Raw genomic sequence first — 15,443 nt, forward strand, 5'->3', positions numbered from 1 at the left:
ATCGTTCGGGCCGCTTACCAGCCCCTGCCGTTGCTCCTATGTTTGCCGGGCACGCCTGTCGGTCCCCTCCACTGACCATGCCCGACCTTCGCTCCAAGCTGCAAACGGCGCTCGGCGATCGTTACCGGATCTCGCGCGAGCTGACCGGTGGCGGAATGTCCCGCATCTACCTCGCCGAGGACCGTGTCCTCGAGCGCGAGGTGGTCGTGAAGGTGCTGGCCCCTGATCTCGTCGACGAAGAGCGCATCGGGCGCTTCCGGCTCGAGGTCCTGCAGACGGCGCGCATGCAGCACCCCACCATCGTCCCGGTCATCGAGGTCGGGGCGATCGAGGATACCGTGGGGCATCACATCCCGTACTACGTGATGCCGTACGTCCGCGGCGAATCGCTGCGCAGCCGCATGCAGCACGACGGGCGGCTGTCGATCGGTGCCACGGTGCGCATTCTGCGCAACGTCTTCGATGCGCTGGCCTGTGCGCACGCGTATGGGGTCATTCACCGTGACCTCAAGCCCGAGAACATCTTCCTCGCCGGCACCAGTGCGGTGCTCGCCGACTTCGGCATCGCCAAGGCCATCACCGGCCCCGGCGCGGCGCGGGGCACCACGCAGCCGGGAGTCGTGCTCGGCACGCCGACGTACATGGCGCCCGAACAGCTGGTGGACGCCGAAAACGTGGGCCCGCACAGCGACATCTACGCGGCGGGCGTGGTGGCGTACGAGATGCTCGCCGGTCGGGTGCCGTGGACCGGGCGGACGCCCACCGAGTCGCTGGCGGCGCAGGCGCAGAATGCGTTCACGCCGCTGCGGGCGATCCGTACGGATGTGCCGCCCACGCTGGCCGCGCTCGTGGAATCCTGCCTGGGGTGGGACCCGGCCACGCGCCCGGAGTCGGCGGCGCGGGCGCTGACCATCCTCGAAGGCATTCCACTCGATAGCAGCCTCGGCAGTGGCGAGTACGGCGCCATCAACAGCGACCCCGGACGCGGGACGCCGCCGTCGGTCTCGGCCACGTACGCCACACCCGAACAGGCCGCCCGTGGGTTCGCCACGCCGGTCGAGGCCACCCCACCCGCGGGTCGCCGTCGCGGCTGGCGCCCGGCACTCGCCGCGCTGGGCGTGGTGGCCGCCGCCGCCATCGGCGTGTGGACGCTGCGCACGCGCGATGTCACCCCCCGCGTGCAGCGGCTGACCGTGCTCGCACCGGAACTGCCGGCGTCGGTGCCCAATGCGACCGCGCTGCGCGATCAGCTGCTGCATCTGCTCACGGCGCAGCTGAGCCCCGTCTCCGGACTGCGTCTGCTGGGACAGGTCTCGGTGCAGCGTCTCTTCGAGGCGAGTCTCACCAGCAGTCAGGTCGCGGACACGTTGCGTGCCCAGGGACTCGACTCGGCCGTGGTCATCGTCGGCACGCCGCAGCGCGACGGGACGCTGGCATTGCGCCTCGAGCTGCGCACGCTTTCCGGCACGCTCAAGCAGACACTCGCCGGGCCGCTGACGTTGCGGGTGCGCGATTCGTTGCCGCTCGATACCCTGACGCACACCGTACGCACGCTGGCCGGACAGGCGGTGGCGCGACTGTCACTCAGCACCGATGGCGCAGCGGCAGCCGTGCCCCGCAAAGCCGATGCGTTCGTCGAATGGCTGATGGGGCGTGAGCAGGTCTCCAAGCGCACGCCGGAAGGATTCCGCGCGGCCATCGTGCACTTCGAGAAGGCGCTGCAACTCGACTCGACCTATGCACAGGCGAGTTCGGAGCTGTCGAATGCGCTCGCGCTGTCGGTGTTCTATCGCTATCGGCAGGACGACGGCGAATACGTGCTCGCGTCGCGCGCGCTCGCCCTCGCTGATCGGGCCGTCGCGCTGCGCGCTGATCTCGGCGACGGGTCCCTGTCGCGCGCGCTCATCGGGACGATCACCGGGGCGCCGGTGGAGTATCTCGCGGAGCATTTCGGTCGCGCCGACCGCTTGAGCGCGGGGAGTCCGTTCCTTGCGACGTTCCGCGCGGGGCTGTTTGCGCGGCAGGGGCGCTGGGATGACGCCCTCGCCCTGGCCGAAGCCGAAGTGCGGCTCGATCCGCGGTCGGCCGGGCAGCGCGTGGCCTCGGCGCTCTATTCCATTCCGTCGCATCAGTTCGCGACGACGGTGCGCAACGGCAGCGTCGCCCGCAGCATGCTCCCCGACGTGCCGATCATTTCGCAGATGGAGCTGCTGGGCCGCTTGCAGCTGGGCGGCAGCGCGCTGGCCGACTGCCCCGGTGTGCCGGCCGGCCCGTACCTCGGCGTGCGCGCGCTCTGCCTGGAGCGCACCGGCGCGCCGGCCGAGGGCAAGCGTCTGGCCGATAGTCTGGAAGCGATGCTGACCGGCAAGGCGCCGGTGGATTCGACGTACGCGCTGTCGCTCGCGATGGGTGAGCTCGCGCTCTATCACGCGGCGCACGGCGAGCGCGAGGCGGCCCAGCAGTGGATCCGGCAGGCCTTCCTGGAGTCGCCGTCGGGGATCGATTTCCGCGTCATGCGCTCTGGGTTCTTCGATCCGTCGCTGATCGCGCTGGCCGACTCGCTGCAGACGGCGGCCTGGGCGCGGGTGGTGGCCGGCGCGCAGGAGAAGGCGAAGGACCGGTAAGGGGCGGGGGCCTCGCTCAACGCGGGATTGCCGCGCACGTTATCCCCCGGGCACACAGCCCTCGATGGTCCCCCTTCCCACCCATCCGTCTCATGTCCCGTTCCCTGCGCAGGATCGCTCCCTTGGCGATCCTGTCCCTGGCCGGCGCGTCGGCCCCGCTCGCGGCGCAAGCGCCCAAGGGGAAAGCACCGGCCAAGGTCGCGGCGGCCCCGGCGCCGCTGGCGCCTGTCCCGGTTGCGACCGAATTCGACAAGCTGCACTTCCGCTCCATCGGCCCGGCCACGATGTCGGGGCGCATCGCCGACTTCGCCGTCTACGAAGCCAATCCGGCGATCTACTACGTCGGCACCGCGCACGGTGGCGTGTGGAAGACCACCAACAACGGCGCGACCTACACCCCGATCTTCCAGGACCAGGGGCTCATCGCGATCGGTGATGTCGCGGTGTCGCAGTCGAACCCCGATCTCCTGTGGGTCGGCGCCGGCGAGTCGAACAACCGCCAGAGCACGAGCTGGGGCGGGGGCATCTGGAAGAGCACCGACGGCGGCAAGACATTCGCGCTGATGGGGCTGCCGGAATCGAAGCACATCAACCGCATCGTCATTCATCCGACGAACAACGATGTGGTTCTGGTGGCCGCGACGGGCCCGCTCTTCGGCCCCGGCGGTGAACGCGGGGTCTACAAGACCACCGACGGCGGCAAGACGTGGAAGCAGGTCCTCAAGGTCGACGACGAAACGGGTGCGAATGACCTCGTGATGTCGGCGCAGGACCCGAACGTGCTCTACGCGAGCACTTATCAGCGTCGCCGAACGGCCTGCTGCATGAATGGTGGCGGCCCGGGCAGCGCGCTCTGGAAGAGCACCGATGGTGGTGACACGTGGACCAAGGTCACCGGTACGGGCTTCCCCACCGGCTCACTCGGTCGCATCGCCGTCGACGTGTTCCGTAAGGATCAGAACATCGTCTACGCGCAGGTCGAAGGGCCGGCGCCCATCGTGGGCGGACGTGGCGCCGCGGCGCCGGCCGAGGGCGCAGAGGGCGCCGGCGCGCCGGCGGAGGGACGCGGAGGAGCGGGCGCGAATGCGGGCGTGACGGGCACCTACCGGAGCACCGACGGCGGCGCGACGTGGACCAAGATGAGCGCCACCAACGCGCGCCCGATGTACTTCTCGCAGATCCGCATCGATGCGAACAACAGCGATCGCATCTACGCCGGCGGCGTGGGGCTGCATCTCTCGCTCGACGGCGGCAAGACGTTCGAGACCGACGCCGCGCTTGTCGTTCATGACGACATCCACGCCATCTGGATCGACCCGAAGAACGGCGATCATGTGCTGATCGGCGGTGACGGTGGCGTGGCGATGTCGTACGACATGGCCAAGACGTGGCAGGCGCACCTCACGATCCCGGTGGGGCTCTTCTACCATGTCGGTTACGACATGGAGTATCCGTTCAACGTGTGCGGCGGTATGCAGGACAACTATGACTGGTGTGGCCCGAGCGCCTCGCGTCATAGCCGCGGCATCTACAACTACGACTGGTTCCAGATCCTTGGCGGCGACGGCTTCGTGGCCATCCCCGACCAGTTCGACTCGCGCATCATCTATACCGAGTCGCAGGACGGCAACATGATCCGCCGCAACAAGGTGACCGGCGAATCGCGCTCCATCCGCCCGACGCCGCAGAATGTGGTGAATGCCACCAAGGGCGAGACGTATCGCTTCCACTGGGATACGCCACTGCTGCTGAGCGGTGCCGATGCGCACGTGCTGCTCGCCGCCGGCAACCGGGTGTTCCGTTCGCGCGACCGCGGCGACTCGTGGGAAGCGATCAGCCCCGATCTCACGAAGAACGAGATCCGCGACTCCATCGTGACGATGGGGCTCAAGGGCAAGGACATCACGATCGCCAAGAACGACGGCATTGCCGCCTGGCCCACGATCGTGGCGCTTGCCGAAAGCCCGAAGCAGCCGGGGGTGTTCTACACGGGCACCGATGACGGCACCGTGAGCATGTCGAAGGACAACGGCAAGACGTGGACGAACATCACGAAGAACCTGCCGGGCTTCCCCGCGGGGCATGCGTTCGTGAGTGAAGTCGTGCCGAGCCGCTTCGATGCGGCCACGGTGTACGTCACGGTCGACAACCATCGCCTCAACGACTACCAGAGCTACATCTGGGTGTCGAAGAACTACGGGCAGACGTTCACGAAGCTCACGAACAACCTGCACGATGAAGTGGTGAAGACGCTCACCGAAGACACGAAGAACCCGGACGTGCTCTATATCGGCACCGAAACGGGGATCTTCCTGTCCATCGATCGCGGCACCACGTGGAAGCGCTTCAAGGCGAACTTCCCCACGGTGCGCGTGGACGAGCTCACGATCCACCCGCGCGACAACGCGCTCATCGTGGCGTCGCACGGCCGCGCCATCTGGATTCTCGATCACCTCGAGCCCATCCAGGAGTACGCTGCGGCGCAGGCGGCCGATGCGAAGCTCTTCACGCCGGGCCCGTCGCTGCAGTGGAAGAGCAAGGATGATCGCAACGAAGAGTTCTGGGGCCACCAGTTCTGGACGGGCGAGAACCCGCCCACGGATGCGGTGATCCAGCTGCACTTCAAGAAGCCAGTGGGCAATCCCTCGCTGCGCATCACCGATGCGAATGGCACGCTCGTGCGGGAACTGCCGGTGCCGGCGGCGAAGAATGTCGCGGGCATCCAGACGGTGTGCTGGGATCATCGCGTCGAACCGATTCGCGATGCGAATGCGCCCGCCGGCCCGCCGGCCGGTGGCGGTCGCGGCGCCGGTGGTCCGGGGGGCTTCCAGCCGCGCGTGGTGATTCCGGGGTATCCGGAGAACCTGCCGCCGGTGGGGTATCAGGCCGAGAATCCGTGCGGCAACGCCGGCGGTTTCGGTGGCTTCGGCCGTGGCGGTGGTGGCGGCCCGCAGGGCCCGCAGGTGCTGCCGGGCACGTATAACGTCGCCCTGGTAGCCGACGGCAAGACGGTCGAAACCAAGAAGCTCACGATCGTCATGGACCCGCAGGTGACGCTCACGGGTGCAGAGCGCGCGGCGTGGAACGCCAAGGCGATGGAGCTGCACACCGCACAGCAGCAGGGCACCGATCTCGCGGCGAAGCTCACCACGCTCAACACGGCGCTGCGCGCCGCGAAGGCGAAGCTCGATTCGACGCCGAGCGCGAGTGCCGATGTGAAGGCGCAGTTCGATGCCTTCCAGAAGGAGTGGGATGCGTTCCGGCCGAACCTCGGCGTGGGCGTGTCGGCGTTCGGCGGTGGCTTCGGTGGTGGTGGCGGCGGTGGTGGTGCCGCAGCGGCCGCGGCGGCGCAGAACGCGTTGCAGCAGGTCGCCGGTGCGAAGGGCAACCTGCTCGGCGAGTGGGCCGTGCCGGGTGATGGGCAGCAAAAGCAGATGGCGGCGGCGCTCTCGGCGCTCAGCGCGGCGATGAGCGAAGGGCAGGCGATGCTCGCGAAGGCGCGTGCGCTGGCCGCAGCGCTGCAGGGTGCCGGCGTGACACTGACGGTGCCGGCGGGGATGTAACCCGCGCGTGTGCCGTGATGTAACAAAAGGCGGGCACCGGAGCGTCTCCGGTGCCCGCTTGCGCATTTTCGGCCATCTTGTGCCCATGTCCCGCACTGCCGCTCCGCCCCAGACCCCCGCACGCCGCGCCTCACCCGTGCGTATGGTGCTGACGATTCTCGTCATGGCCGCGGTGGGGCTCGGCGTCGGCGCCCTCGGCGGTACCCTGGCCAAATCATCGGGTCGCGACGTGATCGGCGTCGAGCGCACGCCGCTTCCGATCATTGGCGTGGTCGTCTTCCTGGGCTTGTGGACGGTGTTGCTGGTGCACGAGCTGGGGCACCTCATCGCCGGGCTGGTGCAGGGGAACCGCTTCATGCTCTTCGCGGCGGGTCCTCTGGTGGTGCGGCGAATCGATGGCGCGGTGCGTGTGCAGTTCAATCGCACGGCCGCGCTCTGGGGCGGGGTGGCTGCCACCATCCCGGCGGCCGTTCCGGGGCCAGCACTGCGGGCCAACCTCACCCGCGTCGTGATGTGGGGCCCGCTCGCCTCGCTGCTGCTGACCGCGTCGTGTGCGGCGTTACTGCCACTCGGTGAACGGACCGCACGCCTGTATCTCGTGCTTACGGCGTTGGCGTCGTTCGGCATCTTCCTGGCGACCACGGTGCCATCGCGCACGGGTCAGTTCTATACCGACGGCGCGCGGCTCCGCATGTTGCGCGCGGGCGGCGAGGCGGCCGATCGCTGGTGCTACTCGTCGGCGCTGGCCTCGCTGGCGTCGGCGGGAGTGCCGGCCAGGGAGTGGGACCGCGCCCTGCTCGAGCGCGCCGCACACTTGGCCGATCACTCGCTCGACGGGACGATGCTGCATCTCATGCTGTATAGCCACGCCACCGAGGTCGGCGATGATGCCCGTGCTGCGGTGCACATGGCCGAGGTTCGGGCGGCGCGTGAGACGCTTTCACCCACACTGCAGTCATATGTGACGCTCGAATCGGCGTACTGGGCGGCCGTGGGTGAACGCGACGCGGCGCGGGCGCGCGCGGAACTGCAGGCCGCCACTCCATCGCCGTTCGAATCACCCATCGCGCGGCTGCGTACCGAAGGCGCCGTGCGCGTTGCGGCAGGCGAGCGCGAGACGGGGATGGCGACGCTCGAGGAAGCCGAGCGGCGTGTGCAGGCGTCGAAGGATCCGGCGATGCGCGCCGAGTTGACGCGCATCGCGAGGGCCCGCGCGCTCGTGTGATCGGGCTTCAGACATCGGAGCCTGATCGGGCTTCAGAATTCGGTCTCGGTCGCGGAGATCGCTCTTCGGGCCTCGGGATTCAGACATCAGTGGCGATTTCTGAATCCCGGGGCCCGATGGCTGATGTCAGATGGCGAGACCGAATTCGGATGCCTGATCGGGGCTCTGAATTCTGAGGTCCGATCAACTGCCTACGCGGCGGGGGCAGGGAATCGCGCCTGCATCCACGACTCCCACACGCCCTGCTCACGCTGCGCGCGTTCCTTCGCGTCGCTGCCGTAGTGATAGAAGTTCACCGCCACCATCGTGTGGTCCGCGCCGGGATACGTGTACACGCCCAACGCACCAATCGCTTCGCCCGGCGCACTCACACGGAAGAGCGCATCCTTGGGATCATCAGTGTAGAACTCGAGCACGCCGGCGTACTCCGGCGCGCCAGTGGGCGCCGAGAATGACTCGCCCACCGCGCGCCCCTTTACGCCCACCATCGTGGTGAGCGCGTCCCACGCCTCCGCCTCGCTCATCGCGGCCGGGATCGCGATCTGCATCACGGCGCTCGGCTTGCCCAGGAAGTGCGTGCAGTAGATACGCAGCGTGCGCAGGAAGCCACCAAAGGCCCCGCTCGCGCCGAGGAGCTGATCGTCCCAGTCGGCGTTATCGGCGAAGAGGCTGTACACGATGCGAATGGTGCACGCGTCGCCGCTCTTGGCCTCGACGTGCCACTCGGTGGCGAGCGGCGGTGAGCCGGGAATCCACCCCTGCATTTCGGTCGCGAACATCCGCGGGGCGTCCCACGCCGTCACCTTCGAGCGCGCCACCATGTCGGGGCCAAAGGTCGAGGCCTGCACGACTACTTTGCCGTCCTGCATTTCGAACTCGGTCGGTTGAAACCAGCTCGACACGCCTTCGCTGGTGGCGATGGCCTGCCAGATCTGTTCGGGCGTGCCCGGCACGTCGACTTCGATGGACACGGACCGACGTCCGTTGGGATCCTGATGCACGCTCATGAGAGCTCCGTTGGGGTAGGCGGCAGCGGGGGCTGCGGCAGAGGGAGTGGATGCGCCGCCACAATGAGACGATGGGCGCGGGAGCCCGGCGCGGTGGGGTGGTGGTACGTCGCCACGAGGTCGGCGACCGCGTTGGCGAGTTCGTGCGTGAACGCCGCGCGATCGGCGGGCGAGGCGAAGTGCACCTCGGTATCGATCGACAGCGTCGCCAGCCGCTTCCCGGCGTCGTGCGCCCGCCGGACCAGGGCGCCCACTTCGCGCACCATGCGCGCGCCGAGGGCCACGAGGTAACTGGCCGAGAGCCGATCGCGCGTCCGCTCGGGCGTGATGGCCGCCGGGCCCAGCGCCTGCGGCGACACCATGTAGCTCGCCGCCGACGCCACCAGCCGCCGTTCCGTCAGGCCGCCCCACTGCTTCTCCTCGGCCAACTGCACCAGCCCGTGTGCTTCGAGGGCGCGCAGGTGGTAGTTGACCTTCTGCCGGGCGAGCCCGACCCGGGTGGCCAGGGTGGCCGCCGAGGCCGGCTCGGCGAGCTCCGCGAGGAGGCGAGCGCGGACCGGGTCGAGGGCGACGGTGGCCGCGGCGGGGTCGTCGATGACGTGGACGTCGAACATGGGAGGTAGGGTACCTTTGACAAACTTTCTTGTCAATAGCGAGTCTCGCCTCATCCTGACCCTCACCGGGCTGGGGGCAATCCCCGACGCCCCGAGCGAACGCGGGGGCGTACTGTCGCCCCATGCCGACCCCCCGTCGACCCCTCAGTGCCGCGGCGTGCGCCGCCCTCCGGCCGCTGTGCCGTGAGCACGACGGGGCGACCACCGCGGCCAAGCTGGCGTTGCTCCGGGCCATCGCCCGGCGCGGGGTCCGGCTCCGCAGCTACCGAGCGCTCGATGCGCTCCAGGAGGATCTGCTCTTTCTCTGCGCGTTTCCCGACTCGATCGCCGTGCGCGACGCCGCGCGGGGCGCGCTTCGGCGTATCGAGCCGGCGCTGCGCGCGCTGTCGCCCCGCCAGCGGGCCCTCGCCAACGACAGCGGCATGGCCGGTAGCGTGAGCGCGTATTCGCCGACCGCCGAGATCGCGCACTGGATCACCGCGCGCTGGCCGCGCGCGGCCGAATTGGACTGGGCGGCCATCGACGACACGAGTGCGATCGATGCGATGATCCGCCCGTTGCTGCATCCCGCGGAAGACGACGGCTTTGAAAGCGGCGAGTTCAGCACGCGGGCGTGGATGGATGGCGAACGCGATCGCCGCCAGGAGAGCGCCCTCGCCTGGCTCATGGCCAGCGCCGCAGCCGCGCCTCCAGCGGCATACGCGGCGTTCCGGGCGCAGTACGATCTTCAGCCACCGCCGGTGCGCTGGTCGTTGCGGCAATCGGAGGGGTCGGTCACGCACAACGCGCTCACGGAGCCGACCGTGGTCCCGCGCCGCGCGATGCGCCGTGTGACGGGCGATCCGATCGCCGGCATCGCCACGCCACTGCCGGATATCGAGTTGCTCAGCGAGCCACGCGCGCGTGCGGTGATCGACGTGGCGCGTGCGGTGCTCGCCGCCCGCTGCCGCGAAGTGTACGCCTTCTCGCACGCGAACCCGGCGGAAGTGTGGTGGTGTTCGCTGGGCGAGGGCGTGGCTCTGGCGGTGTTGGGGGTGCGCCCGGAACGGCGGCTCAGCCTCGAATCGAACTACGGCTACGTGCTGTTCTCGAACACCGTGCCGGTGGGCTATGGCGGCGTGACGCCGCTGTGGCATCAGGCGAACACGGGGCTCAACATCTTCGCGCCCTTCCGCGGATCGGAGGCGGCGTTCCTGTGGCAGCAGACGCTGCGGGCGTTCCACACGCTGTTTGGCGTCACGCGCTTTGTCGTGGACGCGGTGCAGTTCGGCGAGGAGAACGACGAAGCGATCGCGAGTGGCGCGTACTGGTTCTATTGGCGCCTGGGGTTCCGCCCGTACGAGCCGGCGTTACGTGAGCGCGCCGAGCGTGAGGCGGCGCGGCTGGCGCGCGCGAAGGTGAAGAAGTCATCGGCCGCCACGCTGCGCGCACTGGCACATGGCACGATGCAGCTCGTCCTCCCCGGCGGCGACGCGTACCCGTACTTCCCGGAACCGTGGCTCGCGCGGTGCGCGCACGGGGCGGCGCAGCTGCTGGAGCGGACGCACCCGCATGATCACCGCGCGGCGGCCAGGGAGATCGCGGAGGCGCTGGCACGTGCGCTGGGGCTGCCGGCGGCGGATCCGTTTGCGGGGTTCAGTGCGGCGGAGCGGGAGGGATTTGTACGGTTGGCGCCGTTGGTGCGGCTGGGGGGCGCCGTGCCGCGGTCAACGCGAGGGCGAATCGCGATGCTCCAAACGCTTCGCGCCAAAAGCGGTGCCACGGAGCAGCCGTTTGTGGCGGCGGCGATGGCATCGCCGATGCTCGCTTGCTTGTATGCGTTTGCGCGCGACTGGACGGTGGGGCGGGGATCCTAGAACGCCTTGTCGCGCCTACTCCTCTCGACGCTCCAGGAGCTCGGTCATGCCCGAGTCCACGAGGTATCGGTAGGTCTCGTTGAGGCACTCGAGTGGCGGGACGTATACCACCGTGGCGTCGCGACCGCGTGTGAGGAGCACGCGATATGCGTTCAGCCGAAGCTGAAACGCATCACGTACCAGTGATCGCTGACGATATCCGCTAGCGCGCGCGTTGGACCAGAGGCCATCGTGACGGATGAAGTCCGTGCCCCACGCGAGCAGCGCGGCGTCTAGCTCAAGGCCCTGTGCGCCAAACTCGGTGACACAGGTCTCCAGGCGACGACAGCTGTGCCCACCGTAATCCCGCTCATGGTCGCCATACCACGGCCCCATCTTGACCCGCTTGGTGGACTGAAAGTCGTTGGGAACGCCGAATGCGGCCAGGTCCCGATCTTTCGAGGAAGCGATCATGCCAAAGCGGGCGTTGCGATCTTCTCCATATCGATCACGCAGATAGCGCTTGGCAACATCAAGCGATCGCGTGATGCGCAGGTGAAGTCCATCGGCATTCAAGCGGTGAGCGATGGGTGCTAACTGTGCCGCCTCCACGCCGTCGAGCAGCTGCGCCACATAGCGGTGCAGGTCCTTTGCTTGATGAAAGCGAAGCTCTGTGTCGAGGTTCAGCGCCGGCGTGAGTTCAAATTCGACCGTGCCGCTACGAAACAGTCCGGCGACGGCGGGTGGCGCATGAATGGTCCACTCGTTCGACTTCGAGGATCCCTCCACCGCGATGCGCCACTGCGCCAGGCCGGCCTCCTCGCCAACGTGAATCTCTTGGCCGCTGCCGATGAGTCCTACGACGACACACCAGTCTGGTATGCGATCCGCGAAGGTAATGAATTCCTCTGGCTCGCTTCGTGCCGCGTCATTCTTGTGTGACGCGCGCATCTTGTCGCGGTCATACGCACGTTGCGCCTCATCGAAAATCAGCACGTGCTCTGGCGGTATGGGCGAGCGCGCTGACGAGTAGCGCTTGACGTACTCCTTCACGCCGCGCACGAACGTTTTGCCGTCACCGCCCGCGCTTTTCATTTCGTATTGCAGCACCTCGACCAACGGGCCGTTTCCACTGAGATAGACGGCTGGCGCGGACGGCTTCGCGTTCCCGCGGTCCACTGCGAGATCATCGAGAAAGCGGGCGTGCACCGTTTGCAGGCCCACGAGTGTCTTCCCCGCCCCTGGAACCCCCGTCAGCAGGATCAGGTGTCGAGACTTGGTCGCCGCTGCCAAGTGGATCAGTCGCGTGATCTCCTCGAGCGCCGGCTTGGTTGCCGCGTGCGCACGAGAGATCGTGCGCAACGTACCGGAGGCCATCAATTCACGCGCCGCTTCCACAATGGTCGGTAACGGGCAATAAGCCTCTTCCGACAGGAAGGCTTGTCGGTTGATAACGGGCTCCCGTCGTGCGCGAGTAATCTCTGCGACTAGGTCGTCCAGCGCATCGGGGCCGGCTACATGCACGCCATCGATTTGGTGCTGATAGCCGCGCGCGCGTGTGGGTACCAGCACCGGCACGACGTCCCGATTCGCGCACTCGCGGTGATAGTTGCGTAGATCACGGGCGTACGCGGCCGCCTGATCCAGATCCGCCTGGGAAGGCGACAGCTTTCCCTTGAGCTCAACGACCATCACTCCGGCGCCCACGAGCAGAATCACATCGGGACGACGGGACTCCATCGGCAGCTCATACTCGAGAATCGCCGAATACTGTCGTGCCAGCTCGTCGCGAATCAGCACTTCCGACACCTCAGCCTGCAAGGGCGGAATAGAATCTGCCCAGGCGCGCCGCTGCTCTTCCGATGCATCCACGACAAATTCTGCGAGCCGTTCACGGATCGTGCGGGGTGGAGCTTCCCGGAATTCCGCGAAGGAGGACTCCCAACCGGAGGCAGGTCGATTCGATTTCATTCGATGTCGGCTGACGAGGCAGTGGACGGCGTCACATTCACCGGCGCGACGGTTAGCCGACCGCGCCGAGAGTCGATTTTCTCCGAAACTAGCGCGTGTTCAGAACCGCGGCGAAGTAGGGACGAAATCCCTCCCTGCGGTACCCCGACTCTCTGGTCTGATCGCGCCGGCGCTGCCCTCGTTCGCGGGGAACTCCCACGTGCACGCCCGGATGAAGCCGCGATCGAGCGCTCGCCGTTTGCGCGCGCCTTTCTGGATGGGTTCGCCAAATAGGTCGCACCGCGTGCACAATACGGAGTCCCGCCTCTTCACCTCATCTGGTCGTTCGATGAAAGCCGCTGAGAAGACTGCCCTGCTGGCTACGCTGCGCGCCCGCTTCGACACGCACGCGGCCCGACACAAGGGCATCACCTGGGAGCAGGTGCACGCACGCCTCGAGGCGAGCAAGACCGCGCTCGATGTGCTCAAGGCGATGGAGGACACCGGCGGTGAGCCGGATGTGATTGCCTGCGATGCCAAGAGCGGGGCCGTCACGTTCTGCGATTGCTCGGCGGAAAGCCCGAGTGGTCGCCGCAGTCTGTGCTACGATCAGGAGGCGCTCGACGCACGCAAGGAAGCGAAGCCGGTGGGGAGTGCCGTGGGGATGGCCGCCGCGATGGGTGTGCAGCTGCTGGATGAAGCGCAGTACGCGGCGCTGCAGCAGCTCGGGTCATTCGATCTCAAGACATCGAGTTGGCTGCTGACGCCGCCCGCAGTGCGGAAACTCGGTGGATCGATCTTTGGTGATCGGCGCTATGGGCGGGTCTTTACGTACCATAATGGGGCCCAGTCGTACTATGCCGCGCGCGGTTGGCGGGGGCAGTTGGTCGTGTAGACGCCAGGAAGCGAGGACACCGTCGGGCCGTGGTGCTCTCGCGGCGGGCATTCGTGTCGTGCATTTCACGAAAATGTGCGAACGCGTCGTTCGGCATTCGCGTATAGTCGAGGCTGCTGTAGAGTTTCCTGCCTCCTTCCGTGCGAGCGACGATGCCGCCACGAAAGCCCGACGATGGGCTTCCTGCCGAGCTGTCCCAGTCCCTGGCGTCCATTCTTGCGGCGCTCCCGACGCAACTCGCGGTCCTTCGACCCGACGGGCGATATCTGTACGTCACACCGAGTGCGATCGGTGATCCCGAAGTGCGGCAGTGGATCGTCGGCAAGACCGATGCGGAATACGGGCATCGGCGCGGACTGCCCGTCGATGTCGCGGTTCGACGCCTGAATGCCGTGCGACGGGTCGCGCGCACCGGCGAGCCCTGCTCCTTCGACGAAAGCTTCACCGCCCGCAGCGGGGAGACGCGCCACTACCGCCGGATGCTGCTGCCGTCCTTTGCGTCAGATGGCGAGGTCGAGTACGTGCTGGGTTTCGGCACCGACATCACGGAGCAGCGGCACGCCGAGCTGGCGCAGGAACAGTCGCAGCGCATGGAGTCGGTCGGGCGACTGGCCGCCGGACTGTCCCACGATTTCAACAATCTGCTGACGGTGATCGGCAGCATCTGCGACAACCTCCGGGAGACGCTGCCCGCCGGCGACGCCCAGACTGATGTGCGGACGATGCGCGATGCCGTGGACCGTGCCGCCCAGCTCACGCGGCAGCTGCTGACGTTCAGTCGTCAGACCCCCACGGCGCGCCGCTTCGTGTGCGTGCACGAGCTGCTGCGCGGCATGACGCCGATGCTGCAGCGACTGCTGGGTGAGCAGATTCGCATTGATCTGCAGTTGGACGCCACGCGCACGGTGGTGAAGATCGATGACGGGCAGCTGTCGCAGGTCATCGTGAATCTGGCCACGAACGCGCGTGATGCCATGCGCGGGCGTGGCACGCTCGTCGTGGCCACGCGGAATCCCGCATGGGTGGCCGGTGGCACCGTGGACGCCTTGACGGATCTCGAGCTGACGGTGCGCGATACCGGCGCCGGCATGAGCCCGTCGATCATGGCGCGCATCTTCGAGCCGTACTTCACCACGAATGCGGAACGGAGTGGCTTTGGTCTCGGGCTCGCGACCGTCTACGCCATCGTGAATAGCAATGGTGGAACGATCGGCGTGACCTCGCAGCTCGACCACGGCACGGTCTTCACGATTCACTTGCCGGCCGCGGCCGAGCCGCCGTCTCCCACCACCGTGGAACGCCCGAACATTGCGCGCGCCATCACGCGTGTCGAAACCCTGCTCGTCGTTGACGACGATCTGGGCGTTCGCGTCTACGTGGCGCGCGGGTTGCGACGCGCCGGCTACACGGTGCTCGAGGCCTCTGGCGTGGACGATGCCCTGCATCTGGTGCGCGCACACGAGGGACCGCTGCATGCGGTGATCTCGGACATCACGCTCGCGGACGGCGACGGCCATGATCTGGTGGCGCAGTTGCGCACCCTCCGCACCCCGCTCCCGGCGGTACTGATGAGTGGCTACCTGACGCCGGAGGAGACCGCAACGGTGCAGGACTCGGTGCTGCTGATGGCGAAGCCATTCGGATCGGCCGAGCTCCTGGCGGCATTGGAGCGGATCTGGGAGTCGGCTGTGGCAGGCTGAGCGACCGAACGGCGGTCGGATCGCGGAGGT

9 protein-coding genes are annotated in these 15,443 nt (G+C 67.6%); 6 read left to right on the plus strand and 3 right to left on the minus strand.

All coding sequences use genetic code 11. From position 1 onward, the window contains the following. Nucleotides 1-77: 77 nt before the first annotated feature. The 3 genes from K2R93_18035 to K2R93_18045 all read left to right on the plus strand — a co-directional run bounded on the left by K2R93_18035 (nucleotide 78) and on the right by K2R93_18045 (nucleotide 7,412). A complete protein-coding gene (locus tag K2R93_18035) occupies nucleotides 78-2,624 on the plus strand; it encodes a protein kinase (protein MBY0491744.1) in 2,547 nt (848 codons plus the stop codon). Nucleotides 2,625-2,746: 122 nt separating this feature from the next. Then, nucleotides 2,747-6,187, plus strand: a complete 3,441-nt coding sequence (locus K2R93_18040; GenBank protein ID MBY0491745.1) for a hypothetical protein — start codon at nucleotides 2,747-2,749, stop codon at nucleotides 6,185-6,187. Nucleotides 6,188-6,272: 85 nt separating this feature from the next. Further along, entirely contained in the window at nucleotides 6,273-7,412 is a 1,140-nt protein-coding gene (locus K2R93_18045) for a hypothetical protein (GenBank protein MBY0491746.1), read from the plus strand. A gap of 191 nt (nucleotides 7,413-7,603) precedes the next feature. Here the strand turns inward: K2R93_18045 and K2R93_18050 are convergent, their stop codons facing one another. Together K2R93_18050 and K2R93_18055 are read right to left on the minus strand one after the other, a co-directional pair. Then, on the minus strand, nucleotides 7,604-8,419 hold the full coding sequence (locus K2R93_18050; GenBank protein ID MBY0491747.1) for an SRPBCC domain-containing protein: 816 nt from the start codon (nucleotides 8,417-8,419) through the stop codon (nucleotides 7,604-7,606). Then, the gene (locus tag K2R93_18055; GenBank protein MBY0491748.1) at nucleotides 8,416-9,033 is read right to left on the minus strand and encodes a helix-turn-helix domain-containing protein; all 618 of its coding nucleotides are present in this window, start codon (nucleotides 9,031-9,033) and stop codon (nucleotides 8,416-8,418) included. The genes K2R93_18050 and K2R93_18055 overlap by 4 nt, the downstream gene beginning before the upstream one ends. 122 nt (nucleotides 9,034-9,155) lie before the next feature. Here K2R93_18055 and K2R93_18060 point away from each other — a divergent pair, with 122 nt between their 5' ends. Next, complete coding sequence (locus K2R93_18060) at nucleotides 9,156-10,889, plus strand: hypothetical protein (protein ID MBY0491749.1); 1,734 nt, start codon at nucleotides 9,156-9,158, stop codon at nucleotides 10,887-10,889. 15 nt (nucleotides 10,890-10,904) lie between these two features. Here K2R93_18060 and K2R93_18065 read toward each other — a convergent pair whose 3' ends face one another. Further along, the gene (locus K2R93_18065) at nucleotides 10,905-12,689 is read right to left on the minus strand and encodes a DUF2075 domain-containing protein (protein ID MBY0491750.1); all 1,785 of its coding nucleotides are present in this window, start codon (nucleotides 12,687-12,689) and stop codon (nucleotides 10,905-10,907) included. 478 nt (nucleotides 12,690-13,167) lie between these two features. Between K2R93_18065 and K2R93_18070 the strand changes: the two genes are divergently transcribed. Together K2R93_18070 and K2R93_18075 are read left to right on the plus strand one after the other, a co-directional pair. After that, nucleotides 13,168-13,713, plus strand: a complete 546-nt coding sequence (locus K2R93_18070) for a DUF4256 domain-containing protein (GenBank protein MBY0491751.1) — start codon at nucleotides 13,168-13,170, stop codon at nucleotides 13,711-13,713. A 152-nt stretch (nucleotides 13,714-13,865) separates the two neighbouring features. Beyond that, a complete protein-coding gene (locus K2R93_18075) occupies nucleotides 13,866-15,413 on the plus strand; it encodes a PAS domain-containing protein (protein MBY0491752.1) in 1,548 nt (515 codons plus the stop codon). The last annotated feature ends 30 nt before the right edge of the window (nucleotides 15,414-15,443 follow it).

Source organism: Gemmatimonadaceae bacterium (assembly GCA_019752115.1).
Taxonomy (GTDB): Bacteria; Gemmatimonadota; Gemmatimonadetes; order Gemmatimonadales; family Gemmatimonadaceae; genus Gemmatimonas.

Bases quoted from the DNA above. Each gene is read 5' to 3' on its own strand.
- K2R93_18035 (MBY0491744.1), top strand. From the start codon at position 78: ATGCCCGACCTTCGCTCCAAGCTGCAAACGGCGCTCGGCGATCGTTAC.
- K2R93_18045 (MBY0491746.1), top strand. From the start codon at position 6,273: ATGTCCCGCACTGCCGCTCCGCCCCAGACCCCCGCACGCCGCGCCTCA.
- K2R93_18050 (MBY0491747.1), bottom strand. From the start codon at position 8,419: ATGAGCGTGCATCAGGATCCCAACGGACGTCGGTCCGTGTCCATCGAA.
- K2R93_18055 (MBY0491748.1), bottom strand. From the start codon at position 9,033: ATGTTCGACGTCCACGTCATCGACGACCCCGCCGCGGCCACCGTCGCC.
- K2R93_18060 (MBY0491749.1), top strand. From the start codon at position 9,156: ATGCCGACCCCCCGTCGACCCCTCAGTGCCGCGGCGTGCGCCGCCCTC.
- K2R93_18070 (MBY0491751.1), top strand. From the start codon at position 13,168: ATGAAAGCCGCTGAGAAGACTGCCCTGCTGGCTACGCTGCGCGCCCGC.
- K2R93_18075 (MBY0491752.1), top strand. From the start codon at position 13,866: ATGCCGCCACGAAAGCCCGACGATGGGCTTCCTGCCGAGCTGTCCCAG.